Raw genomic sequence first — 26,372 nt, 5'->3', positions numbered from 1 at the left:
CCGGGCTAACCTGACCGCCTGCCGGGCCCTTACGCCCGCCAGGCGGTCAAACCGTGACACTCATTCAAGGCGAGGAGACACAGAATGCACCGCTGGATACTCGCAATCGCCCTGTTGCTGTTCGCCGGTCTCGCCCAGGCCGGGATGAACGTGGTGGCCACCACCAGCAACATGGGCATGCTCGCCCGCACCGTCGGCGGCGAGCACGTCAACGTCACCGTCCTGGCCCCGCCGGACCGCGACGCCCACTACCTGAGCGTGCGCCCGAACATGATGACCCACCTGCGCCGGGCTGATCTGGTGGTCGCCGTGGGGGCCGAGCTGGAGATCGGCTGGCTGCCGCCGGCCATCGACGGCGCCGCCAATCCCGCCATCCGTCCGGGGCGCAGCGGCTACTTCGAGGCTGCCGCCCAGGTGGAGCGCATCGGCACCGGCGTGGCCGCCGACCGGGCCCAGGGCGACGTCCACCCGGAGGGCAACCCCCACATCTACCTGGACCCGGTGCGCCTGGCCACCGTGGCCGGGGTGCTGGCCGAGCGCATGGGCGAGCTGGACGAGGCCAACGCCCAGAGCTATCAGGCCAATGCCCGGCGCTTCGCCGAGGCGGTGGAGGCGCGCCTGCCGGAGTGGGAGGCCACCGTGGCGCAGAGTCCCGGCGTGCTGCTCTACCACGAGGACGCCGACTACCTGCTGGAGCGCCTGGGCGTGGAACGGCTCGGCTATGTCGAGCCGCTGCCCGGCGTGGAGCCCACGGCCTCCCACCTGCGCGACCTGGTGCGCCGGCTGGAGGGCACCGAGGGCGTCATCCTGCGGGCCGAGTTCCAGCCCGGCCGCGGGCCGGACTTTATGGCCGAGCAGCTTGGCTGGCCGAGCCAGGGGCTGCCCACCGGGGTCCCCGTTAACGGTGACCTGGACGATTACCTGGCGCTGATTGATCGCTGGGTGGAGGCCATGGTTCCCTAAGGCGTCATGGACACTCCCTTACTCGACATCCGCAACCTGCGGGCCGGCTACCGTACCCCGGTGGTCGGCCCCTTTTCGTTGCAGGTACGCGCCGGCGAGATCATTGGCCTGACCGGCCCCAACGGCTGCGGCAAATCCACCGTCCTTAAGGCGGTGACCGGCGAGGCCCGGGTCTTCGAGGGTCAGATCGAGCGCGACACCGCCGCCGGTATCGCCCTGCAGGCGCAAAGCCCGGCCACCCGCGGCGAGATCCCGCTCACCGGGGGCGAGCTGCTCCGGCTGATGGGCCACGACGGCACCGGCCTGCCCGCGCGCCTGGCCGGGCTCACTCACCGCCGGGTGGACCGGCTGAGCGGTGGCCAGCGCCAGATCCTGGCCGTCTGGGCGGTGCTCTACAGCGGCGCCCGCCTGATCCTTTTGGACGAGCCGGGCAACAACCTGGATCGCGAGGGCCTGGATTTGCTCAGTGAGGCCCTGGCCACCCTGCCCGCCAACCGGGCGGTGGTCATGGTCAGTCACGAGCAGGCGCTGGTGGACCGGGTCTGTCACCGGGTCGTGGACATGGAGGCCGCCCAGGCATGATGGAACTGCTGTTCGACCCCCTCTTCCGGATGCCCTTTCTCACCGGCGTGGTGCTCGCCGCCCTGCTGCCGGTGCTGGGGCTCTACCTGCGCCTGCGCGAGGAGTGGCTGGCCGCCCTGGGCTTTGCCCACGTGGCCGGCGCCGGCGCCGTGGCCGGCAGCCTGATCAGCGCCCCGCTGCTGCCGGCGGCGCTGTTGACGGCGCTGGTCGCGGTGGGGGTGAAGGGCCTGATGCGGCGGGCGGGCAACGATGTCTACGCGCTGCTGATCGTGCTCGGCTGGAGTGCCATGCTGCTGGGCGCGTCGCTGAGCCACCACGCCAAGCTCACCGGCCAGGCGCTGGTGGACGGCCAGCTCTATTTCACCGGCAGCGACCACCTCCAGTTGGCGCTCGGCCTGGCCCTGCTCGCCCTGATCGCCCTGCCCTGGCTGTCGCCGCGGCTGCTGCGCGAACAGGTCTTTCCCGGCCACGATCGGGCCAACCGCCGCCCGGTGCTGCGCACCGTCCTGGCCTTCGAGGCCCTGGCCGCCCTGGGCATCGCGGTGGCGGCCACCGCCATGGGGGTGATGTCCGCCTTCGCGCTGATCTTCATCCCGGCCTGGGTGGCCTACCGCCGGGCGGCGGGCTGGCGGCGCGCCGTCGCCTGGTCCATGGCCCTGGGCGTGCTCAGCTACCTGGCCGCCTTTGTCCTGGCCATGGCCGCCGACCTGCCCTTCTCACCGGTGCTGGTGGCCCTGCTGGCGCTGCTGGCAGTACTGCGCCTGCCGGCCGGGGCGGCCCCGGCCGCCCGCTGAACCCGGCGGCGCACCGGGTTAGAGGTCCACCGGCTCGATGGCATCCACCCGGCGCAGCCCACGCGGCAACAGCGCGCCACGACGGCCGCGGGGGGCGCGGTAGGCGGCCAGGTCGTCGGGCTTCAGGGTCATGCCCCGCCGCCCCACCGTCAGGCTCAGCCCCTGGCCCGGGGCGATCACCGCCAGCCCGGTCAGCAGCTCCTCGCGCGCCTTCACCGCCGCCGCCGGGATACCGATGATCTTGTTGCCCTTGCCCTTGGCCAGTCGCGGCAGCTCGGAAAGCGGGAAGACCAGCAACCGGCCGCCGCTGGAGACGGCCGCCAGCTCCGCGCCCTCGTCCGCGGTGGCCGGGGTCGGGGCCAGTACCCGCGCGCCCTGGGGCACGGTGAGCAGTGCCTTGCCGGAGCGGTTCTTGGCGTACATGTCGGAGAGCGCGCAGACAAAACCGTAGCCGGCGTCGGTGGCCAGCACCCAGAGGCTGGCCGGATCGCCGCAGAGCACGTGCTCGAAGCGCGCGCCCGGGGCCGGCGACAGCCGTCCGGTCAGCGGCTCGCCCTGGCCCCGGGCCGAGGGCAGGGTGTGTGCCGTCAGCGAGTAGCTGCGCCCGGTGTGGTCCAGGAAGACCGCCTGCTGGTTACTCCGCCCCGGGGCGTGATCGCGGTACTGGTCGCCCGCCTTGTAGTTGAGCCCGGGGGCGTCCACTTCATGGCCCTTGGCCGCGCGCACCCAACCCTTCTCGGAGAGCACCACGGTGACCGGCTCGCTGGGCATCAGGTCGGTCTCGTCCAGGGCCCGGGCGGCGGAGCGGGTCACCAGCGGGGAGCGGCGCTCATCGCCGTACTGCTCGGCGTCGGCCCGCAGCTCCTCTTTGATAAGCTCGCGCAGCCGCTCATCCGAACCCAGGATGGTCTGCAACTCGTCGCGCTCCCTCTCCAGGTCCCCCTGCTCGCCGCGGATCTTCATCTCCTCGAGCTTGGCCAGGTGGCGCAGCTTGAGCTCCAGGATGGCCTCGGCCTGACGCTCACTGAGCCCGAAACGGGCCATAAGCACCGGCTTGGGCTCATCCTCCTCGCGGATGATGGCGATCACCTCGTCGATATTGAGGTAGGCGATCAGCAGGCCCTCGAGGATGTGCAGCCGGTCCTGCACCTTCTGCAGCCGCCAGTTCAGCCGCCGGCGCACGGTATCGGTCCGGAAGGTCAGCCACTCCAGCAGCAGTTCGCGCAGCCCCAGCACCCGCGGCCGGCCGTCCAGGGCGATGACGTTGAGGTTGACCCGGTAGTTCTTCTCCAGGTCGGTGGTGGCAAACAGGTGCTCCATCACCCGGTGGATATCCACCCGGTTGGAGCGTGGCGTGATCACCAGGCGGGTGGGGTTCTCGTGGTCCGACTCATCGCGCAGGTCCTCGACCATCGGCAGCTTCTTCGACTGCATCTGGCCGGCAATCTGCTCCAGCACCTTGCTGCCGGAGACCTGATAGGGCAGCGCGGTAACGATGATGTCGCCGTTCTCGCGCTCGTAACGGGCGCGCATGCGCAGGGTGCCGTTGCCGGTCTCGTAGATGCGCCGGATGTCGTCCTTGGCCGTGATGATCTCCGCCTCGGTGGGGAAGTCCGGGGCGGGCACGTGGGCCATCAGGGCGACGGTATCGGCCTCCGGTTCATCCAGCAGGTGCACACAGGCGCTGACCACCTCGCGCAGGTTGTGGGGCGGGATGTCCGTGGCCATGCCCACGGCGATCCCGGTACCGCCGTTCAGCAGCACATTGGGGACACGGGCGGGCAGCAGCCCCGGCTCCTCCATGGTGCCGTCGAAGTTGGGCACCCAATCCACCGTGCCCTGCCCCAGCTCCTGCAACAGCAGCTTGGCGTACGGCGCCAGCCGCGCCTCGGTATAGCGCATGGCGGCGAAGGACTTGGGGTCGTCGGCGCTGCCCCAATTGCCCTGCCCGTCCACCAGCGGATAGCGGTAGGAGAAGGGCTGGGCCATGAGCACCATGGCCTCGTAACAGGCCGAATCGCCATGGGGGTGGTACTTGCCCAGCACGTCACCCACCGTGCGCGCGCTCTTTTTGTACTTGGCGAGATTGGACAGCCCGAGCTCGGACATGGCGTAGACGATGCGCCGCTGCACCGGCTTCAGGCCGTCCCCCACGTTGGGCAGGGCGCGGTCCAGGATGACGTACATGGAATAGTCCAGGTACGCCTTCTCGGTGAACTCTCGCAGCGGTCGGGTCTCAAACTCCAGGCTATCGGCGCTACTCGCCATGGGCGTCTCCATGAATCAGCGATGGGCCCGGGGCCGGCGCGGGCCTCCGGGCCGGCGAAGGCATTCGGTGTACGGCGGCGGGCCGGTGGCGGCAACCGGCCCGCAGGGCGCTTCATTCTGCCCGCAGAGTGGGTGCTCGGCAAACGGCATCGCCACTGCGCCAAGGCCGGGCCGGCCATCGGGCACCCTCGGGGCAGAAATTGTTGCAGCGCACCAATATTCGCGTTATGCTGCGTCGCACCATCACGGTGGTGGGAGGGTACTCATGCATTCACAACTGATACAAAACCTGCGCGTTCAGGACCTGATGGTCAGCAGCCTGCTGGCCCTAGTCGTGGCGTGGCTGGGTATCCTCATGCTCAACAACCATAAGCCCGTCACCCACCCGGGCACGGCGGCGGCCGACGAGGCCGCCGTCCTTCAGGCCACCGCTGATCTCTGGCAACACCACCCCTGGCTCCAGCCGCCGCTGGAGAACCTCGTCCGCCTGTGGATGGCCGGACGCCACGAGGTATTCGACAACGAGCCCGACGCGGCACAGCCGGCTGATCCGCGCCCGCTCTACGACCAGATCGCCGAGCACTACCCCATGGGCGCGGCGCGGGCCCGCCAGTTCGCCGACTGGATCGAGAGCGCCGCCGAGGCCTACCAGGTGCCGCCCGAACTGCTGGCGGCCGTGGTGGCGGTGGAGTCCTCCTTCCGGGTGGACGTGCGCTCCTCCGTGGGTGCTGTCGGGCCGGCCCAGCTCCGCCCCGAGTATTGGAGCGAGTTGGGGTACAACCTGTACGAGCCGGGCGAAAACATCCGCGCCGGCGCCCGGGTGCTGTCCTCCTATTACCATCTGTGTGACAGCGACTGGGACTGCGCCCTGCGCGCCTACAACGTCGGCATCACCCGGGTGATGAATGGCGGCGGCAGCGCGGCCGGGGAGCGCTACGTGAGCCGAATCAGCAGCGCCCCCTTTGTCGCCGAACGGGGCGGCTGGTAACCGCTCAGGCCAGTGCGCCGCGGCGGCGGCGCAGGCGCAGCATCCGCGCCAGCCAGTACAGCGCCACCCCCGCGAGCAGGTGCTTGAGGGTATGGCCGCTGACCCAACCGCCGGTGGCCTCGAACACCAGCGCGTCCAGATTCTCCAGCACCAGGGCCAACAGATACCAGCCGGCGGCGGCAATCACATCCCCGCCGCGGGTATAACGCCCGCCCCGCATCCCGATCCAGACCACGGCCACCAGGATGGGTACCGCCTGGACCAGCAGGTAAAGCCGCAAATCGCCCTGCCCCGACAGCTCGGTAACCAGCCAGTGGGTCGCCCCGGCGGCACCGATCAGTAGCAGCAGCGGTAGCAGCCAGGGGGTCACACGGGCGGGCAGGCGCTCGCCCAGCACCGCCGTGAAGATTGCCATGAAGGCGAGGCTGATAGGCAACCGATCCCAGTAGAGCCGCCAATGGTCCGGGTCCAGGTGGTAATAGATGGAGCCGAAGGCCACCCCCACGGTAGCTGCAAACAGGGCGTAATAGGGCCAGGCATCGGTCGCGGGCCGGAAGGTCTGGCGGGCCTGCAGCCGGCGGGTCTGGAGCAGGCCGTACAGCCCCACGAGCAGGAACACCCCATTCGAGATCACATCGCCGAAATGAGGGATGCCCAGCACCCGCCGCTGATCGGCGAAGTCGTGGTAAGCCTCCGGCTGGGGAATGGGCGGCACCCAGAGCCAGACCGCCGCCACCAGCGCCGCACCGAGCAGTGTCAGCCACAGCCCGCCGCTGCGCATCAGCGCCCCCTTGCCCGGCAAGCGCGCCACCGCGGCACCACCGTCATTCGGCCCGCTTGCGGCAGAAGGTCAGGCCATCGGCGATCGGCACCAGGGCCACGTCCACCCGGTCGTCCTCGGCCACAGACCGATTGAAATGCCGGATCGCCTCCGTGCTCTCATCCGCCACCTCGGGGTCGGCCACCCGGCCATACCAGAGCGTGTTGTCGACCAGGATCAGCCCATTGTCGCGGACCAGCCGCAGGCAGCGCTCGTAGTAGTCCACGTAGCCGGTCTTGTCGGCGTCGATGAAGGCCATGTCCCAGGCCCCGGCCCCGCCCTCTGCCAGCAGCGCGTCCAGCGTCGCCAGCGCCGGCCCCAGGCGAACCTCGATACGCCCCTCGACCTCCGCCTCCCGCCAGTAGGGTCGGGCGAAATCGATATAGCGCTGCTCCAGTTCGCAGCAAACCAGCCGCCCGTCCGCCGGCAGCGCCCGCGCCATCCACAACGCACCATAGCCGGTAAAGGTACCCACCTCGATCACCCGGCGCGCGCCCATCAGCCGCGCCAGCAGTTGCATCAACGCCCCCTGCTCGGGCGCGCTCTGCATCTGGGCATTGGGCAGTTCCGCCGTGGCCTCGCGCAGGCGGCGCAGGGTGTCGTCCTCGCGCACGCCCACCGCCTGAAGATAGGTGCCCAGACGCTCGTCCAGTCCGATGCTGAGCCCGGTCATCGCGCCTCCTCGATCAAATGATGGGCCCGCGTCGTGGATGGGGCCCGTCTAGTGGTGTCCGCAACAGCCCGTCATGCCCGCGGTGCCTTCGCCGTGGCTGGCGCGGGGCTTGGAGGGCCGGCCCTGCGAGGCCTGGCTCAATGCTTGCGCCTCTGCCGGAATCGCAGCGGCCCGGGGCAGGGCTGTTGCCCCTGCCGGCAGTCGGTACACCTGCAACCCCGCCCGCAAAAACCGGCCCAACGTCCGCTGACCGATCTGGCGGACCAATACACGGGTGACACCTGCCTGCTCCAATTCAGCCAGCAGCTTACAACGACCGCTGCAGCGGTCGGCATCCATGGGGTTGGCGACCCACTGACGCTGTCCTTCATCCGTCAGCACCAACATATACGGCGCTTTGGCGAAGTGCCCGGAAACACGCCCCTGGGTGTTGACCGGAATCGCTGTTTTCATGGCTCATAATCCTCTTTTGTTTATCAGTGCCGGAGACCGGCATGACGCCGGCCATCGTGTTGCGTGGTCAGTACGGGAGGAAGGGCCCGGCCGTGGCGGTCACGGTGGTAAACAGGCCCAGCACCAGGTTTGTCAGGACCAAGCGCCGGATGCCGGTCATATGGCGGCATGCCATAGCGCTGTCCCCCTCCGCAACCGCAACCTGAAACCGCCGGTAGGGGAGGAAATAGGCGAACAGGAAGACCGCGATCATCAGCCAGGCGGTGGCACTCATCAGGTGGACATAGAGGCGGACGTTCTCCATCCCCCCGTAATAGCCGTAAACCAACCAATAGCCGCTAACGGTAATGGCAATAACAACCACCCAAACCCACTTAAAAAACCGGGACAGCACATCGCTCCAGAGCGCGAGGCGATCGGGGCCCTCCAACACCGCGCTGGCCGGCCGAAGGATCATCCAGGAGAAAAACATACCGCCCACCCAGATCACAGTGGCCAGCATGTGAACCGTCAAGAGAATGCTCATAGGGATTAAGGCTCCGTGGTTGCGTATCGGCATCGAACCGATGGAATCACAGCCAAAGGAGCAAGATGCCTGCCAAACGGCACCACCCGGACGGGGAGCGAGCCTTGGCGGGCAAAGCGCTGATTCATGGGGCGTGGGCCCCTTAGGTGCTGCCACCGGTGGCACCACCGCAGGACAGACCCTGCTATCAATGGCAGAGGGCCGCGTGAAATGCCGCCTCACCCCGGCAAATCACCCATCGTCATGCCATATTTGGCGGTCTGCTCGGGCCCTACTCCACCCTGGCCCCGGCCACGCCCCCCGATGGGTTGAGTTGCACGACCACATAGCCGTGGCATTGCGCCTCCCCGGCCCTGCACCCGGAACCCTCCATGAGCACCTCCTCGAACTGGACGAATAGCCGTACCCGGTGCCCCGTTTGCCCCGTCACATGCCAAGCCAGGGTGTCATTGTCGATCCAACCGCCTTGCGTGCAGAGTTCGGCCAGACCTGCCCAGTGGTGAAGGAAATCGTCGATGTCATCGGCATCGATTGGCACGCGATCTTGAGCCATGGCCACCTCCCCTATCACTGCAAACGCGGACCCGTCCCCACCGCCACTGCGACCGCAAGCCCATCCCCACCGTCGCTGCGAGCCCCGAAGGGGCGTGGCAGTCCAGGCCGGCGTGTGGATCGCCGCGTCGCTGCGCTCCTCGCGATGACGGGATGGTGGTGGCCCCCACCGTCACTGCGAGCGCGGACCCACCTCCACCGTCACTGCGAGCGCGGGCCCACCTCCACCGTCACTGCGAGGAGCGAAGCGACGTGGCAGTCTACCCCTCTGGATCGCCACGGGCCTTCGGCCCTCGCGATGACGGGGGGCACCCTTCGGCCCTCTTGAAGAACTTGACTGTGCCGGAAGCGGAAGATCGCCCCCACCGTCACTGCGAGGAGGCGAAGCCGACGCGGCAGTCTACCGCCCTGGATCGCCACGGGCCTTCGGCCCTCGCGATGACGGGGGGCACCCTTCGGCCCTCTTGATGAACATGGCCAGACGCTGCGGGCGCCCCCTACCCTCACTGCGAGCGCGGCCCCACCCCCACCGTCACTGCGAGGAGGCGAAGCCGACGCGGCAGTCTACCGCCCTGGATCGCCGCGGGCCTTCGGCCCTCGCGATGACGGGTGGGGCGCCCCCTCGCGATGACGACCGAAAACCCGCGGCCCTCGCCATGGCAGCCCCGCCGTTCTTCCCTGATTCGCGCCCGCGCAGCGGGGGGTCGGGCCCGCGCAGCGGGGGGTGGGGCTCGCGATGACAACGGCTGCCCCGTTCCTCCCAATCACAGGGGGGGACTCCGCGCCCTCTAACCAAGCATAGCGAAGCCAATGCCTGGGGCTACGTAGTTCCTGCTAGGTAATCAGCCGAATTACCGCGAACGCCACCTGGGCCTAACCTGAAAGTGAATTCGGCGGGAGCACAACCGCCGGACCCGAGACCCGACCCAACGCCTGAGGTGACCACCATGAAAACCTTCGTTATCAAAACCGCGACCGCCCTGACGCTCGGCGCCGGCCTGGCCATCTCTGGACTGGCCTCGGCCGAGAACTGGACCACCCACGTGGACCAGGTGCAGGCGGACAGCCCGACCCAACCCTCCGTGGCCATCGGTGCCGGCAGTGGGGAGAACTACCAGCACTTCGTGGGCCATGTACGGCACCAGGGCCCCAGCGCACTGGACCGGCATGACGCCCTGGTGGGCGAGAACTATCGGTTCCACCTCGATGCCCTGCGCGGTGACGAGCGGATCTGATCAACCCACTGCCCAGGCCGTGTTCCGCCGAACACCCTGGCCGACCTCCAGCAGGGCCTACGATGAACAGGCATGTTCCGTAGGCCCCGCTCTTGCCCTTAACGCCCTGGCTTATGGATCGCCACGGGACGGATCAACTGGATGCCTGAAACTCAGCCCCGCCCGTAAAGCCGGTTCATCTCCGCCATGCGCTGCTGCAATCCCTCCGGCAGCCACTCCCACTGGAATCGCCACCGCCAGTTGTCGCCGCCAGCGACGCCGGGGATGTTCATGCGGTGGTCGGAGTCCAGCGCCAGCAGATCTTGCATCGGCACCACGGCCAGGCCGGCCACCGAGGCCAGGGCGGCGCGGATCAGCGGCCAGGGCATCTCTTCGCCGGGGTACCCCAGGTAGGCGGCGACCCGCTCCGCCACAACGGGATCGAGCCCCTGGTACCACCCGACGGTGGTGTCGTTGTCGTGGGTGCCGGTGTAGACGGCGCCGTCGCGGACGTGGTGGTGTGGCAGGTAGGGGTTGTCGGCGTCGCTGTCGAAGGCAAAGTGGAGGACCTTCATCCCCGGCAGCCCGAAGGTGTCCCGCAGCGCCTCCACGTCCTCGGTGATGAAGCCGAGGTCTTCGGCCACCAGCGGCACCCGCCCGAACCGGTCCGCCACCGCGGCCAGGAAGGCGCGGCCGGGAGCCGGGACCCACTGGCCGTTCCGGGCGGTCTCCGCCTCGGCGGGGATCGACCAGTAGGCGGCGAGGCCTCGGAAGTGGTCGAGGCGGACGAAGTCGAACAGCTCCAACTGGGTGGCGAGCCGATCCAGCCACCAGTGGAAGCCGTCGGCCTGCATCCGCGCCCACTCATAGTGGGGGTTGCCCCACCGTTGCCCGGTATCGGAGAAGTAGTCCGGCGGCACGCCCGCCACGGTCCGGGGGCGGCCGGCCTCGTCCAGTTGGAAGTAGTCCCGGTGGGCCCAGACGTCGGCACTGTCGTGGGCGACGAAAAGGGGCATGTCGCCGAAAAGGGCGACGCCGCGCTCGCCGGCGTGCCGGCGCAGTGCCTCCCACTGGCTGAAGAAGAGGAATTGCTCGAAGACGGCCTGGTCGATGGCGTCGGCCAGCCGCTCCCGGGCCGCCGCCAGGGCAGCCTCCTCCCGGTCCCGCTCGGCGGTGGGCCACTCCCACCAAGGGGCCTCCCCCTTCTCCCGGCGCAATGCGACGTAGAGCGCATAGTCCTCCAGCCAGTGGGCGTGGCGTTGGCGGAAGGCGGCCTCCTCGGCCATCGACGCCTCATCGCCGGCGGCGGCCCGACCGGCCCGCGCCCGGCACAACCGCTCCTGCCGCCAACGGCGGGGGGCGTGGGAAGGCTGCGGTTCCCGCGGTAGCCAGCCGACCGCCTCCAGCGCCTCTTGATCGATAAACCGTGCGTCACCGGCGTGGACCGAGAGGGTTTGGTAGGGGCAGAGGTCGTCGTGGGTCGGCCCCAGGGGCAGCATCTGCCAGACCGAGAAGCCGGCATCGGCCAGCCAATCAATGAAGCCGTGGGCGTGGCGGCCGAGGCTGCCGCTACCCGCCTCTCCGGGGAGCGAACTCAGGTGGGCGAGAACCCCGGCCCGGCGCCGCTGCCAGAATCCACCCCCGCTCATCCATCGGCCCTTCCATGCCGCATGACGCCACCCTTCTCCGGGCTGCCTTTGCCGCGGTGGGTAAAGGCGTGGCTCAGATGCTCCGGCGGTTCCACGCCCAGGATTTCGTAAAGCGCCGTGAGCTGCACCCGGTAGAGGTGGTCGAATTCACGCACCACCCCGGCCGGATTGTAGTCGCCGAACCACCAGAACCAGTCGGAACTCTCACAGATCGCCAGTTGGGCTTCGGCCCGCCACTGGACCTCGGGTTTCAGCCCCGGCACGGCGCGATCGAAGGCCTGTTTGGCCTCCCCCAACATGTCCCAGGCACGGTTCTTATCCGCTTCGCCGATCCAGGTGGAGAAGGTGCCGTAGACCCAGCTACCGGCCACCAGCCGCTCCAGGGGCCGGGGCTCCACCCCGGCGGCCGCGGCGGCGAAGGTGGTCATCTCCAGCCGCGGGTGGTCGGCCAGTTGCCGATAGAGACCGCTCAGGAAGAAGTACCCGTTGGCCGGATAGTGCTCCCAGGCGTTCTCGCCGTCCATGATGATGGAGATCACCGCTTGGCCGGGATCGGCGCAGCGGTCGGCGATCTCCTCCAGACGGTTCACCAGGTTCGCCACGGCGTCGTCACCGTGCCAGTCGGAGTACTCGAAACCGATAGCGTCGGAGAGGCCGTCGTCACGGAAAAAACAGTGGAGAGGCGGATGGTGGGCGTTCGCGCCGCCGTTGCCCGCGGCGCCATCGGCGCCGGCCAGGGTGTAGGCACGGTGCCACCGGGGGTCGTCCTCCGCCCACTGATCCGCGGCCCGCAGACTGTTGTCCAGCACCGCACCGCCGCTGGCGGCCCAACGGAATCCGCTCTCCGCCAACAATTCCAGCGTCGCCCGGCTCACCCCGCCCTCTGCCGGCCAACACCCCTCGGGCCGCCGGCCGAAGGCCTTCTCGAAGGTCTCGATGCCGCGCTCCACGTGCCAGCGGGCCCGCTCCTCGCCGCCGAAGTAGCGTTCCAGCAGCGGCAACTGGATCTCGGGCCACGCCTCACGGGCGCTTTGCACGTCCTGGAGCAGCGGCAGGATCGGGTGGGCATAGGGGGTCACCGAGAGCTCCACCCGACCGCTATCGGCCAGGCGGCGGTAACGCTCCAGCACCCCGCCCATCAACTCGCCGATGACCTCCAGCAGTTCCCGGCGGTCGTGGATGGTATAGGCGGCTTCCTGCCGGAGCAGCCGCCGCACCCGCGGATCGCGGCGACGTACGGTCTCCCCCAGCCATGCCAAGTGGTACCAGACCAGCAGATCGACCATGAACTGATCGCTCAGGTAGTCCACGTGCTGCCCGTGGCGCTCCACCCAGCGACTCAATTCCACCAGCCGGTGGAAGGCCGGAAACGGCTCCACCAGACGCCGATGGTTAACGCGCAGGCATTGCTGCACCAAATGCCGGCGCTCGCACTCATCGTCGGGCAGGACCGGTTCGGCCAGCGCCCGCAGGAGGGGGTCCTGGAGCCGCCGCTCTCCGGCGAGAAAGCCGGCCACCTGAGCGGAATAGTCTTCGATTTGTTCAATGAGCGTCGGCGAGAAGTTGACCACCGCCCGGGCCTCGGGCACCGCCTCCAGATGGGCGGCCATGTCGACGTAGTCCTTGATGGCGTGGAGGTAGACCCACGGCAACTGGTAGTCGCCGGTGCCGGGGTTGAAGTAGCTGGGTTGGTGCATGTGCCAGCAAAGCACCACCCGCGCCTTGGGCAGCTCGGCCTCAGGTGTAGACATTGTGGATCTCCTGGCCGAGCATGTCGGGCGTCACCAGCACCACACCACCGGGGCTGAGGTGGAAGCGCCGGGCGTCCTCCTCCGGGTCCTCGCCGATCACCGTGCCCGCCGCCAGGCGGCAGTGCTTGTCGATCACCGCCTTGCGGATACGGCATCCCGGCTCGATGTGGGCCTCGGGCAGGATCACCGCGTCCTCCACCCGGCTGCCGTCCTCCACCACCACCGATGAGAAGAGCAGCGAGCGGCGCAGGTAGGCACCGGAGATGATACAACCGCCGGAGACCATGGAGTCCACCGCCATGCCGCGCCGGTCGTCGTCGTCGAAGACGAACTTGGCCGGCGGGAGCTGTTCCTGATGGGTCCAGATGGGCCACTCCTTGTCGTAGAGATTAAGTTGGGGGTTGACCCCGACCAGTTCCAGATTGGTCCGCCAAAAGGCATCGATCGTGCCCACGTCGCGCCAGTACGCCTGGCCGCCGGTCGCCGCGTCGCGGAAGGGAAAGGCAATGACGCGCGCCTGGTCGATCAGTGACGGAATGATGTCCTTGCCGAAGTCGTGGTCGCTCTCTTTTCTGGCATCGGCGATCAACTGATTGAAAAGAAACGCCCGGTTGAAGATGTAGATCCCCATGGACGCCAGCGCCCGGTCGGACTGCCCGGGGATCGATGGCGGGTCGGCGGGCTTTTCCTGGAAGCGCACCACCCGGTTGTCCCCGTCCACTGCCATGACGCCGAAGGCACTCGCCTCCTCCACCGGCACCTCCAGGCAGCCGACGGTGACGTCGGCCCCCGTCTCCACGTGGCGGGCCAGCATCGGCCCGTAGTCCATCTTGTAGACGTGATCCCCGGCCAGGATCAGCACGTAGTCGGGATCGTGCATGCGGACGATATCGAGGCTCTGGTAAACGGCGTCGGCGGTCCCCCGGTACCACGACCCCTCGGTGCGCTGCTGGGCCGGCAGGATTTCGACGAACTCGCCGAAATCGCCCCGCAGCGAGCCCCAACCGAGGCGCAGGTGGCGGATCAGTGAGTGGGCCTTGTACTGGGTCAGCACGCCGATGCGGCGGATGCCCGAGTTAATGCAGTTGGAGAGGGTGAAATCGATGATGCGAAACTTCCCGCCGAAGGGCACTGCAGGCTTTGCCCGCCACGTGGTGAGATCCATGAGCCGCGAGCCCCGGCCGCCGGCCAGGATCAGGACCAACGTATTACGGGTCAGGCGGCTGACAAAGCGAGGGGAAGGGCTGGACGACATCGGCGCATCTCCCTGCGGCCAGGAACGAAACATACCCTACTCTGCATGGGCTTTTCCGCCACGTACAGGCCTTTTTGGCTTGGTGTTGGCACCTTCTCGCCTCAGCCCTTTATGCCGGTTACAGTAGTAGAGAACGGCACTGGCGCCACCATGACACGCCACCGGAGGGATCGCCATTACCCGCAAGGACCCCACCGCCGACGACCGCCGGCGCATCACCGAGGCGCGCCACCACGACCCCTTCGCCTTTCTTGGCGGTCCCCACGGGCCGAAGCGGACGGTGCGCGTCTACGACCCCCACGCCGAAGCGGTCGCCTTCGAGGACGGCACCAAACTGCCGCGCCGGCCCGGCAGCGACTTTTTCGAAGGGCCACTGCCGGCGGGACTCTCCGCCCCCTACCGCCTGCGCCGGACCAGTCAGGACGGCGCAGCGCATACGGCGCACGATCCTTACGCCTTTGGCCCGGCGCTGCCGGACTACGATCTCCACCTCTTCGGTGAGGGGCGCCACTACCACGCCCAGCGCTTCCTGGGCGCCCATCCGCTGGAGCACGAGGGCGTCCCCGGCGTCCGCTTCGCCGTCTGGGCGCCCAACGCCGAACGGGTCAGCGTCGTCGGCGACTTCAACCGCTGGGACGGGCGCTGCCACCCGATGCGGGTGCGCGGCGGCAGCGGCGTCTGGGAGCTTTTCATTCCCGGCCTGCCGGACGGTTCCCTCTACAAGTTCGAACTGCGCAACCGCGACAGCGGCGCGGTTCTGGTCAAGACCGATCCCTACGGCCGCCGCTACCAGCTGCGCCCGGACAGCGCCGCGGTGGTCGAGCCGCCGGCGGATTACGCCTGGAATGATCGCGAGTGGATGGCCGCCCGCCGGGAAGATCAGTGGCAATCGATCCCCATCTCGATCTACGAGGTCCACCTCGGCTCGTGGCAGCGGGCCGGCGACGGCAGCTTCCTCGACTATCGCACCCTGGCCCACCGCTTGGTCGACCACGTCCTGGCCACCGGCTTCACCCATATCGAACTGCTGCCGATCACCGAACACCCATTCGACGGTTCGTGGGGTTATCAAACCACCGGCTACTTCGCCCCCACCACCCGTTTCGGCGCCCCCGACGACTTCCGTTACTTCGTCGATCACTGCCACCGCCACGGCATCGGGGTGATCCTCGACTGGGTGCCGGCCCACTTCCCCCGCGACGACTGGGCGCTGGCCAACTTCGACGGCACGCCGCTCTATGAGCACGCCGACCCGCGCCGCGGCGAGCACCGCGATTGGGGCACGCTGATCTTCAACTTCGGCCGCAACGAGGTCCGCAACTTTCTTACCGCCAGCGCCCTCTACTGGCTGGAGGAGTTCCATATCGACGGGCTGCGGGTGGACGCGGTCGCCTCGATGCTCTATCTCGACTATTCACGGGATGAGGGCGACTGGGTGCCGAACATCCACGGCGGCAATGAGAACCTGGAGGCCATCGACTTTCTGCAGGAACTCAACCGCATCACACACGGTGAACAGCCGGGGACGATGATCATGGCCGAGGAGTCCACCTCGTGGCCCCAGGTCACCCGCCCCACCTGGCTCGGCGGCCTCGGCTTCACGATGAAGTGGAACATGGGGTGGATGCACGACACCCTGACCTACATGGGCGAGGACCCGATCCACCGCCGCTACCACCACGACCAACTCACCTTCGGCATGCTCTACGCCTTCACCGAGAACTTCGTGCTGCCGTTCAGCCACGATGAGGTGGTCCACGGCAAGCGGAGCTTGCTCTGGCGCATGCCGGGCGACGAGTGGCAGCGCTTCGCCAACCTGCGCCTGCTCTACGCCTACCAGTTCACCTATCCAGGCAAGAAGCTGCTCTTCATGGGCTGCGAATTCGGCCAGGGCAACGAGTGGAACGCCGAGGCGGCGCTGGACTGGTACGTCCTCGACTACCCGTTGCACCAGGGGGTGCTGCGTCTCGTCGGCGACCTTAACGCCCTCTACCGGGAGGTACCGGCGCTGCACCGGCACGACTTCGACGAGCACGGCTTCGCCTGGATCGACTGCCACGACACCGAGCAGTCGGCCATCAGCTACCTGCGTCGCGACGGGGGCCACGACGGGGAGGCCACGCCGCCGGCGGCCACCGTGCTCAACTTCACCCCGGTCCCCCGCCACGACTACCGGCTCGGCGTCCCGGCGCCGGGCTACTGGCGGGAGCGGCTCAACACCGATTCGACCCACTACGGCGGCACGAACCTGGGCAACGGCGGCGGCGTATGGGCCGAGGCCGTCCCGTGGATGGGACACCCGTGGTCGGTGGTATTGACCCTACCGCCGCTGGCCGGGGTGGTGCTGTCACCGGAAGCCGGCCCATGAAGATTCTCTTTACCGCCTCCGAGGCGTGGCCGCTGGTGAAGACCGGCGGGCTGGGCGATGTGGCCCACGGCCTCACCCACGCCCTGCGGGAACGCCGCCACGACGTGCGCCTGTTGCTGCCGGCCCACCCCGATGCGGTGGCCGGCCTGGAGGGCCGTATTCGCCGCCACGCCCTGACCCTGGACCAGCGGCCGTTCACACTCATCGAGGGGCGGCTGCCCGGTACCCGCGTCACCACCTGGCTGCTGGACGACCCGCCGCTCTTCGCCCGCGCCGGCAACCCGTACACCACCGAGGACGGCGACCCGTGGCCCGACAACGCCCGCCGCTACCACCGCCTGAGCCGGGTGGCGGCGGCCCTGGCCGCCGGCGAGCTGCTGCCGTGGCAGGCGGCGGTGCTCCACGCCCATGACTGGCAGACGGCCCTGGCGCCGTTCCTCCTCCAGCGGCGGCCCGTCCCCCGCCCGGCCACTGTCTTCACCATTCACAACCTGGCCTACCGCGGCCTCTTCCCGGCGGAGACCCACACCCGCCTCGGGCTACCGCCGGAGGCGTGGACGCCCGAAGGCCTGGAGTTCCACGGCCGACTCGCCTTTATCAAGGGCGGCCTGGCCTACGCCGACGCCATCACCACCGTCAGCCCCACCTACGCCCGGGAGATCCAGACCCCGGCCTTCGGCTGCGGCCTGGACGGCCTGCTGCGCCACCGGTCCGGGGTGCTCCACGGCATCGTCAACGGTATCGACACCACGGTCTGGAACCCGGCCGCCGACCCCCACCTGGCGGCCTGCTACCGGAAACCCGACCCGGCGGCCCGGGCCGCCAACCGCGCCGCCCTTGCCCAACGGATCGGCCTCGACGGCGATACCGGCGAGAGGAGCGGCCCGCTACTCGGCTTCGTCGGGCGGCTGGTGGAACAGAAGGGTGTCGACCTGATCCTCGCCGCCCTCCCCCGGCTGTTGGCCGGCGGCGCGCGCCTCGCCTTGCTCGGCTCGGGGGAACGGGAGTTGGAGGAGGCGCTGCGCCAAGCCGCCCGGCACTATCCGGGCCGGGTCGGCGTCCATATCGGCTACGACGAGGGGCTGGCTCATCTGATCGAGGGGGGCTGCGATCTCTTTCTGATGCCCTCCCGCTTCGAGCCATGCGGCCTCAACCAGCTCTACTCCCTGCGCTACGGCACCCCGCCGGTGGTCACGGCCACCGGCGGACTGGCCGACACCGTCATGGACGTGGACACCGACCCCACCGCCGGCAACGGCTTTCACCTTCCCGCCGCCAACGCCGGCGCCCTGGCGGCCACAGTGGAACGGGCCACCGCCCATTGGCGGCGACCGGCGGCGTGGAAGCGCATCCAGGCGCGGGGAATGGGCGGAGACTACTCCTGGGACGCCTCGGCGGAGGCGTACCTGCGGCTCTACCGCAACACCCCTGGCAATAACGGATCATGAGTACGCGACTGTTATGAACGAAACCACCTTCTCTCTGGAGGTCCGGCCGAATATCCCGCCGCGGCTTGAGCGCCTGCACGACCTGGCGAACAACCTGCTCTACTCCTGGGAGCGCCGGGTTCGCGGCCTCTTCTACCGCCTCGACCAACCCCTCTGGGAGGCGTGCGGCCACAATCCGAAGCTCTTCCTCCGCCGGGTGTCCCAAGAGGTACTGGAACAGGCGGCGGAAGATCGGGCCTTCATGGAGGACTACAATCGCACCCTCTCCGCCTTCGACACCTACCTGGAAGAGTCCCCCACCGACCACATTGCCTCCTACCTCGATCCGGAGCGAGACCTGGTGGCCTACTTCTGCGCCGAATTCGGCTTCCACGAAAGCCTGCCCATCTACTCCGGCGGCCTCGGCATCCTGGCTGGTGACCACTGTAAGGCGGCCAGCGACCTCTGCCTGCCGTTTGTCGGCGTCGGCCTCCTCTACCGCCAGGGGTACTTCGACCAGACCATCGACAACCAGGGCCGTCAGGTGGCCCACTACCACCCCACCGACTTCACCACCCTGGCGGTGCGGCCGTGCATGGGCGAAGACGGCGGAGAATTGCGAGTGGCCGTGGAGCTCCCCGGCCGGACGGTACTACTGCGGGTCTGGGAGGCCCAAGCCGGCCGTATCCGCCTCTACCTGCTGGACAGCGACCTGCCCGAGAACAGCGAAGCCGACGACCGCTCCATCACCTATCAGCTCTACGGTGGCGGCACCGAGACCCGCATCCAGCAGGAGATCTGCCTGGGCATCGGCGGCGTTCGCGCCCTACGCGCCCTAGGGCTGGCGCCCACCGTGTGGCATATCAATGAGGGCCACTCCGCGTTCCAGGTGGTGGAGCGCTGCCGGGAGCTGGTGGCCGAGGGCCACGCCTTCGACACCGCCCTGGAAGCAGTGGCCGGCGGCACCGTCTTCACCACCCACACCCCAGTCCCCGCGGGCCACGACATCTTCGAACGGGAGATGATGGAAACGTACTTCGCCGGAACGGCCGAGGCCCTGGGCATCGACCTGGCCCGTTTTCTCGCCCTGGGGGAGAACGCCGTCCGTAACGGCGCCTTCAACATGACCGCCCTGGCCCTGCGCGGCTCCCGCTTCCACAACGGCGTCAGCCGCATCCACGGGCGGGTGGCTTCGGAGATGGAGGCCGGTATCTGGCCGCAGATCCCGCTGCGCGAGAACCCGCTGCGCTACGTCACCAATGGCATCCACGTCCCCACCTTCCTGGCGCGGGAGTGGGGCAACCTCTTCGACATGCGGCTGCGCCAATGGCGTAACGAAATGCTCAACGAGGACTTCTGGCAGGTGGTCGATGAGATTCCGGACCACCGCTACTGGAGCCTGCGCCAAAGCCTGAAGACCGAGATGCTGGAGGGCGTCGCCGCCCGCGCCGAGCACCAATTCCGGCGCAACGGCCTCTCCGCAGCGATGATCAAGCGCATCACGCGCCACGTCCGCCAGACCGAGGGCGACATGCTGGTCATCGGCTTCGCCCGGCGGTTCGCCACCTACAAGCGAGCGCCGCTGATCTTCACCCATCTGGAGCAGCTCAAGGAACTGCTCAACGACCCAGAGCGACCGGCCCTGCTGATCTTCGCCGGCAAGGCCCACCCACGCGACGAGCCCGGCCAGGCCATCATCCATCACATCCATGAACTGTCCCTCGACCCCGACTTCATCGGCAAGATCCTGCTGCTGGAGGGCTACGACATGGCCCTGGCCCGCCTGCTGGTCACCGGCGTCGACGTCTGGCTTAACAACCCGGAGTACCCGCTGGAGGCGTGCGGCACCTCCGGCCAGAAGGCCGGCGTCAACGGCGTCATCAACCTCTCGGTGCTCGACGGCTGGTGGGGCGAGGGCTACGACGGCGAGAACGGCTGGGCCATCACCCCCCATGAGCCCGGCTTCGACCCCCACTACCGCGACCACGAAGAGGCGCGCGACCTGCTCAATATCCTGTCCGAAAAGGTGCTGCCCCTCTACTACGACCGGGGCAAGCAAGGCTACTCCACCGGTTGGGTGCGCAAGTCGAAGGCGTCGATGCGCACCACCATCCCCCGGTTCAACGCCCAGCGGATGGTCATGGACTACGTGCGCGGCTTCTACGGCCCGGCCCGGGACCAGAACGCCCGCTTCATGGCTGACGGGTTGAAAGCGGCCAAGGAGCTGGCCGAGTGGAAGGCGCGGGTCCTCGACTGCTGGGACGGCGTCTGGATGCAGCGGCAGGACGAAGCGCCGGCAGCCATCCGGCACGGCGAGAGCCTGCCAATCCGGGTCAAGGCCCACCTCAACGGCCTCAGCCCCGAAGACGTCACCGTGGAGTGCCTGGTAACGACCGCCCCGGACGGCGATGACCCGGAGGCGATGGAACGCTTCGCACTGACCGCCGCGGAAGTGGCGGAGGACGGCAACCACGTCTTCTCGCTGGACCTGGAACCGCATCTGCCCGGACTCCAGTACTACAAGCTGCGCATCTACCCCAGCCACCCGGCGTGCAGCCACCCGTTTGAGTTGGGGAGGATGGTTTGGCTGTAGCGCGCCAAGGGGCATGGTGAGAAGGAAAGCGGCGTGCCGGTAACGGGGATAACGACCAGCACTTCGTGAGCCACGTGCGGAGCCTAGGCTGATTTGTGCAATTCAATGGTGATCATGGGCTTGTCCTGCGATAGGCGTTGGGGACAGTCATTATTGCCTTCTGGTATTGAAGGTAGGCACAAACAGGGCTAGCGTTTTACCTAAGTGCCTACAGGCCCCGCTTTGTAGTCGATGCTCAAAACCACACCGCCAGGGAAGGTTTCCTGCACTGCAACAATCTTCTGTACGCGGCTTGGTAACTCATACGGGGCCTGAAATTACTCCCGAAGCCCTGATCGCCATGAGACGGTGCACGGACCGGGACGCAATCAGACACTGGCAACAGACTGTCGAGGAACGCTGGCGGGACAAAGACGATGGCTAGAAAAGAGACCGATACCTGGGCAACCGCCACCTTCGAAGGCGTTCGGCGCCTCCGGATCCGGGAAATGCTGCGGCGCTCCGCTCGCGAGCGGCTGGAAGCCATGATCGAACTCGAACAAACGGCGAACCATCTGTCCGCTGCACCGCGGGTAAGTGGAAATAGACGATGGTGATGGAGGACGCGCGAAGGGCGTCGTCACTGACCACGACCAGGGTACCTCCTCCTGCGTGCCCTAGCTCCCACACAGATCGCGAAGGGAGCTTCTCAAGTCATCGCAACTGACTCCCACATCCAATGCCAGGATATGCACCTGAGCCATCCACCTGCTAATGTGTTTGGAGAATGTAAATCTCAGACTCCTTTATTTGATGACTAGTATTTGGTGATCTAATCGTGGGCAGCATGGAGAACAGCGATTGCAGCCAAGGAGGGAAGCCCACGGACTCCGCTGGGGAGAGGCAGCCCTACCTTTGGGGCAAACTCCACAAAGGTCCCGCTGGTGAGGTGGAGGCTTGGCTCCCACTGGCAGACCATTGCACCGACGTAGCCTTCGTATTCTTGGCCTTATGCCGCACAAACGCGGCGCACCGAGCCCTGAGCCAGGCCATCGGCCATGCCCCTACCCCCGTTCACCTAGAAAGGCTCGCGGCCCTGGCTTTTCTTCATGACATAGGCAAGTGCAACCATGGTTTCCAAGCCAAAGCACGCCGGGAGCCTCGGGACACAGCCGGGCATGTCCATGAAATATCGGCACTGCTATACGATCCAGACCTTCAAAAACGGCTGTTGGACAGTCTTGGGTTCGACGAAATAGCTAGCTGGTTCGACGATGCTGAGGGCACGCTAGGCATGCTATTGGCCAGCATCTCCCACCATGGAAAGCCGATCAAACTGGACCACACAGAAACGAACCGGTACCGCCGTTACTGGCTACCCCGAGACGGCATTGACCCCCTCGAGGACCTGACTAACCTTACCCTTACCGTAAGGCAAGCCTTCCCGCAGGCCTTTACCGGAGATGCATCTCCCCTCTCCCCCACTCCTGAACTTCAGCACCGCTTTGCTGGCCTGGTTATGCTGGCCGATTGGATCGGTTCCCATGAAGGCTTTTTTCCATTCCGCCATGGACCTGAATGCAGGGCTGCGTTTGCGCAGCGCGCCGCCAGCGAGGCAATCACAACAATCGGACTCAACAGTCAGCCCTTCCGCTCCCGTCTAGACCCTCGCGCAGGCTTTACCGACCTGTTTCCCGGTTTTAGCCCGACGGCCCTGCAGGCTGCGCTCATGGATCCGCCCAACGTGCCGGTGATGATTGCGGAGTCCGATACCGGCTCTGGCAAAACCGAGGCCGCTCTAGCCTGCTTCTTCCAATTGTTCGCGCGAGGTGAGGTGGATTCCCTCTACTTCGCGCTCCCCACTCGGGTGGCGGCGCGGGAACTGTATGAACGCATCCTCCTCTTTGTAAAGGAGGTATTCAGGGACAACGCGCCACCAGTGTTGCTAGCCGTGCCGGGCTACGCAAAAGTCGATGGTGAACAAGCGCTACCTTCGGAGGACAACCTCTGGCAGGATGACGAAACCCTACGCCGACGGGAGCGTGCCTGGGCTGCTGAGCGGCCCAAGCGCTTTCTCGCAGCGCCGATCGCTGTGGGCACAGTGGATCAGGCGCTGATGGCTACGATGCAGGTCAACCACGCCCACCTCAGGGCCGTCTGCCTGGAGCGCTCGTTGCTGGTGGTGGATGAGGTCCACGCCTCGGATACCTATATGCGTGGCCTTCTCCGCGCATTGCTCGATCACCACACCAGATCCGGTGCCCGGGCGCTGCTTCTCTCCGCCACTCTCAGTGCTGATGCCCGGGAGGCTTTCCTCACACCACAAAGTGCGGTGCCCGTAGTTCCATCGTTCAGTGAAGCCATCCAAAGCCCTTACCCCGCTCTAACCGGCAGCGGGAGCGCCCCCACCCCGATTGGAGGTGTCGGGACCCGCCAGAAAGCTGTACAACTTGAACCGGCACCATACCTCGCGGAACCAAAGGCACTACAGCCCCGGGTCGCAGAGGCCCTCCGTGCGGGCGCCCGGGTGCTAGTGGTCCTCAACACGGTCGCCCGAGCCATTGACTTCCTACGGGCAGCGGAAGCGGACCCCGTGGTTGCCCGCACGCTCTTCTGCGTCAACAATCAAACCTGCCCCCACCATGGCCGCTTTGCCCGCGCCGACAGACTCATCCTGGACAGGGAGGTCAGCCGCGTGTTCGGGAAAGGATCCCCTGACGGTGCGCTGCTGCTCGTCGGCACCCAGACACTGGAGCAAAGCCTGGACATCGACGCAGACTGGCTCATCACGGATCTCTGCCCCATGGATGTTCTCCTTCAGCGCATTGGCCGGCTGCATCGCCACACGCGACGTCGCCCTCCCGGTTTTGATACACCTACGTGTACTGTGCTGATGCCTGCGGAACCCAGTCTTGAAGCTTGGTTCGACGCCAAGGGAAGGCTCCACGGCCTCGCCGGGCTGGGGAGGGTTTACCCCGATCTGCGCATAGCCCAGCTCACCATCGAGCGCATCGGCGCTGGCTGTACCATCCGTATCCCGGACGACAACCGGGAACTGATTGAGACCACAGTCCATCCCGAACGCCTCGCACGTTTCACCGGCCCACCATGGGACGGACACCAGCAACAACTGCTGGGCACCGCCACGGCACACGGGCTCGCTGCACGGACCGCCCTAATGCCTTGGCATCAGCCTTTTGGACCGGAACTCCGTTTCGGGGATTTTGATGAGAGGCTCGCCACGCGGTTGGGGCTCGAGGACCGGCGCCTATCCCTGGACCCGCCAATCACCAGCCCGTTTGGCCAAACACTGCATGAACTGCCCGTTCCCGGCTGGATGGCCGGAGACACTGACGCCACCGCGCCAGAGGCCGCACCTGACGCGACCCGTGATGTCGTGACCTTCCGTTACGGTGGCCGTGACTACCGCTATACCCGATTCGGACTGGAGCTCGACCGATGAACGCCAACCTCCTCACTGACAATGTTTTCGGCATCCTAACGCCCGACCAACAACACCGCCGGCTGTCGCTCCCCGGCCTACTCGCCGCGCTGGCTCGGGGGGAGGTAGAGAGCCTCACGGGGGTGCAGCGCCATCAAATAGATGCATTTCACATCTTTCTTTGTTACCTCTCGGCCGCCGCCCTGGAGTGCGCCGACCAGCCCGACCCCCCGCAGGAGGAGGACCGATGGAAACAGTCGTTGCGTTTGTTGAGCGACTACGCGGACGACTGCGCATGGACGCTTGCAGTCGATGGCCCAGGCAAGCCGGCGTTCATGCAGCCCCCGATACCAAGCAACGATCTGGCCGGCTACAAACCCAAGGCCGCCACTCCCGATGAACTCGATGTACTGCAAACCGCGAAAAACCACGATTTGAAAGCTTCGCGTCTAACGCATGCGAGCCCGGAAGACTGGGCACTGGCACTGATCTCGTCACAGACGATGAGCGGGTTCCTGGGTCAGGGCAATTATGGCATAAGCAGAATGAATGGCGGCTTCGGCGTGAGGGTCTGCGTAGGCGTCAACCGCACCCTCCAACCATCTGAGCGCTGGCGGGAAGACCTAGCCCGACTCAACGCACAAAGGACCCACCTGACCCAGCCACCTTGGCCGTTTCGCGACGACGGCCATTTGCTGCTTTGGACTCTGCCCTGGGATGGCCAGACAAGCATTGGACTCGAGACGCTGCATCCATATTTTATCGAGATCTGCCGCCTCGTCCGCCTCGTTTCGAAGCCAACGGGCATCGCCGCACTTGGGAAACCCACCAAGGCCGCCCGCATTGCCGGTGGCAAAGAACTCGCCGGCAACGTCGGTGACGGATGGACCCCGATACACCGGAAAAAGGGCAGCGCGTTAACTCCCAGTGCCCGCGGTTTTCATCCCGATATGCTGCGGGACCTAATCATCACACAGACCGAATATCTCCTAGCGCCCATGCAAGAGTTGCCCAGCGGCGATGGTGCCGCCATCTTTCACGCCAGCGCACTGGTTCGCGGCCAGGGCACCACCGACGGCTTCCATGAAGTGAACATCCCGATCGACAGCAAGGCCAAGCGGCTTTTACTGCTGGGCGGCGAGCCAGCGGATCACCTGGGCCGTCGGTCCGAGTGGGCCATCGACGCCGCCCGGAACCTGAGAAGCCGAGTCCTTCGGCCCGCGCTTTTCACTCTTCTGGAGGGCGGTCCGGAGGGTTGGCCCGACACCAATCGACGGGAGGCTGGCCAATGGACGGCCGTTTGGCTGGGTGAGTATGACGAAGGCTGGGCCGATGCCTATTTTCCATGGCTCTGGAGCTCGATCGAAGTCAACAGTGAACCCGACGCCCGAGCCGACTGGGTGGCTCGCCTAAGCCAACTAGCGGAGAACATCCTTGAACACGCCTTCGGGGCAGCACCCCAACGCACTGGACGCCGTTATCGCGCCCAAGTCCGCGCCAGCGGACTGTTCAGGGGGGCGCTGTACAAGCACTTCCAGGAGGAGATGGCCCATGGCCGACACTGAGAGGCAGTTCAACACCCCTTCAGAGATGGCGCCACATCTAGCGGCAGCCCTCCACCATCAGGCGTTCCCCAACGGAGACCGGGCTCGCCTCAAGCGTATGGGCGTGACTGGGCCAACACCTCTGGCCTACCACCGCTTCCTGCTCCGGCACATACCCCACCGTTGGCAGCGGGAGGGCCTGGAAATGGGGTGGCGTACCCTAGTCGCTGCACTGGCACGGCAACATCACAACCCCCACGCACCAGATATCTCGCTGGGCCGGGCACTTGCGGATTCAGGCTACTCTGAGGCCCGGCTTGAGAGCCTGTTGGCCGCCGAAGGCCGCGTCCTGGCGACACTCACCCTGCGCGCCGCGACAAGGCTGGCTGCCCAGCGCGCCCGCTGTAACTGGAAAGACACCGCCCGATTGCTCTTCGCATTCGATGATGAGGCCCGCGAGCGCATCAATCGCAAGATCGCCCGGGATTATTACCGTACCGCCACCTCCGCCCCGGGAAGCCAATAAGGAGA

Annotated in this window: 20 protein-coding genes; 11 read left to right on the top strand and 9 right to left on the bottom strand. The window is 67.0% G+C overall.

The window, feature by feature from the left end; translation table 11 throughout:
* Positions 1–84 precede the first annotated feature (84 nt).
* From MLG_RS04990 to MLG_RS04980, 3 genes are read left to right on the top strand one after another with little or no spacing between them, the layout of a single operon-like run.
* Complete coding sequence (locus MLG_RS04990) at positions 85–963, top strand: metal ABC transporter substrate-binding protein (RefSeq protein WP_011628720.1); 879 nt, start codon at positions 85–87, stop codon at positions 961–963.
* A gap of 6 nt (positions 964–969) precedes the next feature.
* A complete protein-coding gene (locus MLG_RS04985; protein ID WP_011628719.1) occupies positions 970–1,545 on the top strand; it encodes an ATP-binding cassette domain-containing protein in 576 nt (191 codons plus the stop codon).
* Positions 1,542–2,339 (top strand): metal ABC transporter permease, encoded by a 798-nt coding sequence (locus MLG_RS04980; protein ID WP_011628718.1) that lies wholly within the window; start codon positions 1,542–1,544, stop codon positions 2,337–2,339. Before MLG_RS04985 ends, MLG_RS04980 begins: the two co-directional genes overlap by 4 nt.
* An 18-nt stretch (positions 2,340–2,357) precedes the next feature.
* Here MLG_RS04980 and parC read toward each other — a convergent pair whose 3' ends face one another.
* On the bottom strand, positions 2,358–4,607 hold the full coding sequence (gene parC, locus MLG_RS04975) for a DNA topoisomerase IV subunit A (RefSeq protein WP_011628717.1): 2,250 nt from the start codon (positions 4,605–4,607) through the stop codon (positions 2,358–2,360).
* 265 nt (positions 4,608–4,872) lie between these two features.
* On the opposite strand from parC, the gene MLG_RS14755 reads away from it, so the two are divergent.
* Positions 4,873–5,595, top strand: a complete 723-nt coding sequence (locus tag MLG_RS14755; RefSeq protein WP_011628716.1) for a lytic transglycosylase domain-containing protein — start codon at positions 4,873–4,875, stop codon at positions 5,593–5,595.
* Positions 5,596–5,599: 4 nt separating this feature from the next.
* Here MLG_RS14755 and MLG_RS04965 read toward each other — a convergent pair whose 3' ends face one another.
* The 5 genes from MLG_RS04965 to MLG_RS04945 form a co-directional block, all read right to left on the bottom strand.
* Positions 5,600–6,406 carry an alkaline phytoceramidase gene (locus tag MLG_RS04965; protein ID WP_156774635.1) on the bottom strand — a complete coding sequence of 269 codons (807 nt, stop codon included), beginning with the start codon at positions 6,404–6,406 and terminating at the stop codon, positions 5,600–5,602.
* 13 nt (positions 6,407–6,419) lie between these two features.
* Positions 6,420–7,088: an O-methyltransferase gene (locus tag MLG_RS04960; protein ID WP_011628714.1), complete on the bottom strand. Its 669-nt coding sequence runs from the start codon at positions 7,086–7,088 to the stop codon at positions 6,420–6,422.
* A 48-nt stretch (positions 7,089–7,136) separates the two neighbouring features.
* Positions 7,137–7,541: a NifB/NifX family molybdenum-iron cluster-binding protein gene (locus MLG_RS04955; protein ID WP_011628713.1), complete on the bottom strand. Its 405-nt coding sequence runs from the start codon at positions 7,539–7,541 to the stop codon at positions 7,137–7,139.
* Between the two features lie 67 nt (positions 7,542–7,608).
* Positions 7,609–8,067 (bottom strand): CopD family protein, encoded by a 459-nt coding sequence (locus MLG_RS04950; RefSeq protein ID WP_011628712.1) that lies wholly within the window; start codon positions 8,065–8,067, stop codon positions 7,609–7,611.
* Between the two features lie 271 nt (positions 8,068–8,338).
* Complete coding sequence (locus MLG_RS04945; RefSeq protein WP_049753521.1) at positions 8,339–8,620, bottom strand: hypothetical protein; 282 nt, start codon at positions 8,618–8,620, stop codon at positions 8,339–8,341.
* A 946-nt stretch (positions 8,621–9,566) separates the two neighbouring features.
* Here MLG_RS04945 and MLG_RS04940 point away from each other — a divergent pair.
* Positions 9,567–9,854 carry a hypothetical protein gene (locus tag MLG_RS04940; protein WP_011628710.1) on the top strand — a complete coding sequence of 96 codons (288 nt, stop codon included), beginning with the start codon at positions 9,567–9,569 and terminating at the stop codon, positions 9,852–9,854.
* 152 nt (positions 9,855–10,006) lie between these two features.
* Here MLG_RS04940 and malQ read toward each other — a convergent pair whose 3' ends face one another.
* Genes malQ through glgC form a run of 3 tightly spaced genes read right to left on the bottom strand, consistent with a single transcriptional unit; the run spans position 10,007 to position 14,488 of the window.
* Positions 10,007–11,482 carry a 4-alpha-glucanotransferase gene (gene malQ / locus MLG_RS04935; protein ID WP_011628709.1) on the bottom strand — a complete coding sequence of 492 codons (1,476 nt, stop codon included), beginning with the start codon at positions 11,480–11,482 and terminating at the stop codon, positions 10,007–10,009.
* On the bottom strand, positions 11,479–13,233 hold the full coding sequence (locus MLG_RS04930; RefSeq protein WP_011628708.1) for a glycoside hydrolase family 57 protein: 1,755 nt from the start codon (positions 13,231–13,233) through the stop codon (positions 11,479–11,481). Before MLG_RS04930 ends, malQ begins: the two co-directional genes overlap by 4 nt.
* A complete protein-coding gene (gene glgC, locus MLG_RS04925; RefSeq protein ID WP_011628707.1) occupies positions 13,220–14,488 on the bottom strand; it encodes a glucose-1-phosphate adenylyltransferase in 1,269 nt (422 codons plus the stop codon). Before glgC ends, MLG_RS04930 begins: the two co-directional genes overlap by 14 nt.
* Before the next feature lie 169 nt (positions 14,489–14,657).
* On the opposite strand from glgC, the gene glgB reads away from it, so the two are divergent.
* From glgB to casB, 6 genes are all read left to right on the top strand, one after another.
* A complete protein-coding gene (glgB, locus tag MLG_RS04920) occupies positions 14,658–16,856 on the top strand; it encodes a 1,4-alpha-glucan branching protein GlgB (protein ID WP_041717916.1) in 2,199 nt (732 codons plus the stop codon).
* Positions 16,853–18,304, top strand: coding sequence for a glycogen synthase GlgA (glgA, locus tag MLG_RS04915; RefSeq protein WP_011628705.1), 1,452 nt, complete (start codon positions 16,853–16,855; stop codon positions 18,302–18,304). The genes glgB and glgA overlap by 4 nt, the downstream gene beginning before the upstream one ends.
* Before the next feature lie 13 nt (positions 18,305–18,317).
* Positions 18,318–20,876 carry an alpha-glucan family phosphorylase gene (gene glgP / locus MLG_RS04910; protein WP_011628704.1) on the top strand — a complete coding sequence of 853 codons (2,559 nt, stop codon included), beginning with the start codon at positions 18,318–18,320 and terminating at the stop codon, positions 20,874–20,876.
* Positions 20,877–21,702: 826 nt separating this feature from the next.
* Entirely contained in the window at positions 21,703–24,318 is a 2,616-nt protein-coding gene (locus tag MLG_RS04905) for a CRISPR-associated helicase/endonuclease Cas3 (RefSeq protein ID WP_011628703.1), read from the top strand.
* Entirely contained in the window at positions 24,315–25,862 is a 1,548-nt protein-coding gene (gene casA / locus MLG_RS04900) for a type I-E CRISPR-associated protein Cse1/CasA (protein ID WP_011628702.1), read from the top strand. The genes MLG_RS04905 and casA overlap by 4 nt, the downstream gene beginning before the upstream one ends.
* Entirely contained in the window at positions 25,849–26,367 is a 519-nt protein-coding gene (gene casB, locus MLG_RS04895; RefSeq protein WP_011628701.1) for a type I-E CRISPR-associated protein Cse2/CasB, read from the top strand. Before casA ends, casB begins: the two co-directional genes overlap by 14 nt.
* Positions 26,368–26,372: the final 5 nt, after the last annotated feature.

This window comes from Alkalilimnicola ehrlichii MLHE-1, from assembly GCF_000014785.1.
Taxonomy (GTDB): Bacteria; Pseudomonadota; Gammaproteobacteria; order Nitrococcales; family Halorhodospiraceae; genus Alkalilimnicola; species Alkalilimnicola ehrlichii.
The sequence above is the reverse complement of the archived record's forward strand: the minus strand, read 5'-3'. Positions and strand labels throughout refer to the sequence as shown.

What these genes read in the sequence shown, in the direction of transcription:
- MLG_RS04955 (WP_011628713.1), bottom strand. Translation starts at nt 7,541, where the DNA reads ATGAAAACAGCGATTCCGGTCAACACCCAGGGGCGTGTTTCCGGGCAC.
- MLG_RS04990 (WP_011628720.1), top strand. Translation starts at nt 85, where the DNA reads ATGCACCGCTGGATACTCGCAATCGCCCTGTTGCTGTTCGCCGGTCTC.
- glgP (WP_011628704.1), top strand. Translation starts at nt 18,318, where the DNA reads ATGAACGAAACCACCTTCTCTCTGGAGGTCCGGCCGAATATCCCGCCG.
- MLG_RS04940 (WP_011628710.1), top strand. Translation starts at nt 9,567, where the DNA reads ATGAAAACCTTCGTTATCAAAACCGCGACCGCCCTGACGCTCGGCGCC.
- MLG_RS04905 (WP_011628703.1), top strand. Translation starts at nt 21,703, where the DNA reads ATGGAGAACAGCGATTGCAGCCAAGGAGGGAAGCCCACGGACTCCGCT.
- MLG_RS04980 (WP_011628718.1), top strand. Translation starts at nt 1,542, where the DNA reads ATGATGGAACTGCTGTTCGACCCCCTCTTCCGGATGCCCTTTCTCACC.
- MLG_RS04985 (WP_011628719.1), top strand. Translation starts at nt 970, where the DNA reads ATGGACACTCCCTTACTCGACATCCGCAACCTGCGGGCCGGCTACCGT.
- glgA (WP_011628705.1), top strand. Translation starts at nt 16,853, where the DNA reads ATGAAGATTCTCTTTACCGCCTCCGAGGCGTGGCCGCTGGTGAAGACC.
- MLG_RS04960 (WP_011628714.1), bottom strand. Translation starts at nt 7,088, where the DNA reads ATGACCGGGCTCAGCATCGGACTGGACGAGCGTCTGGGCACCTATCTT.
- casB (WP_011628701.1), top strand. Translation starts at nt 25,849, where the DNA reads ATGGCCGACACTGAGAGGCAGTTCAACACCCCTTCAGAGATGGCGCCA.
- MLG_RS04950 (WP_011628712.1), bottom strand. Translation starts at nt 8,067, where the DNA reads ATGAGCATTCTCTTGACGGTTCACATGCTGGCCACTGTGATCTGGGTG.
- glgC (WP_011628707.1), bottom strand. Translation starts at nt 14,488, where the DNA reads ATGTCGTCCAGCCCTTCCCCTCGCTTTGTCAGCCGCCTGACCCGTAAT.
- MLG_RS14755 (WP_011628716.1), top strand. Translation starts at nt 4,873, where the DNA reads ATGCATTCACAACTGATACAAAACCTGCGCGTTCAGGACCTGATGGTC.
- MLG_RS04945 (WP_049753521.1), bottom strand. Translation starts at nt 8,620, where the DNA reads ATGGCTCAAGATCGCGTGCCAATCGATGCCGATGACATCGACGATTTC.
- MLG_RS04930 (WP_011628708.1), bottom strand. Translation starts at nt 13,233, where the DNA reads ATGTCTACACCTGAGGCCGAGCTGCCCAAGGCGCGGGTGGTGCTTTGC.
- malQ (WP_011628709.1), bottom strand. Translation starts at nt 11,482, where the DNA reads ATGAGCGGGGGTGGATTCTGGCAGCGGCGCCGGGCCGGGGTTCTCGCC.
- parC (WP_011628717.1), bottom strand. Translation starts at nt 4,607, where the DNA reads ATGGCGAGTAGCGCCGATAGCCTGGAGTTTGAGACCCGACCGCTGCGA.
- casA (WP_011628702.1), top strand. Translation starts at nt 24,315, where the DNA reads ATGAACGCCAACCTCCTCACTGACAATGTTTTCGGCATCCTAACGCCC.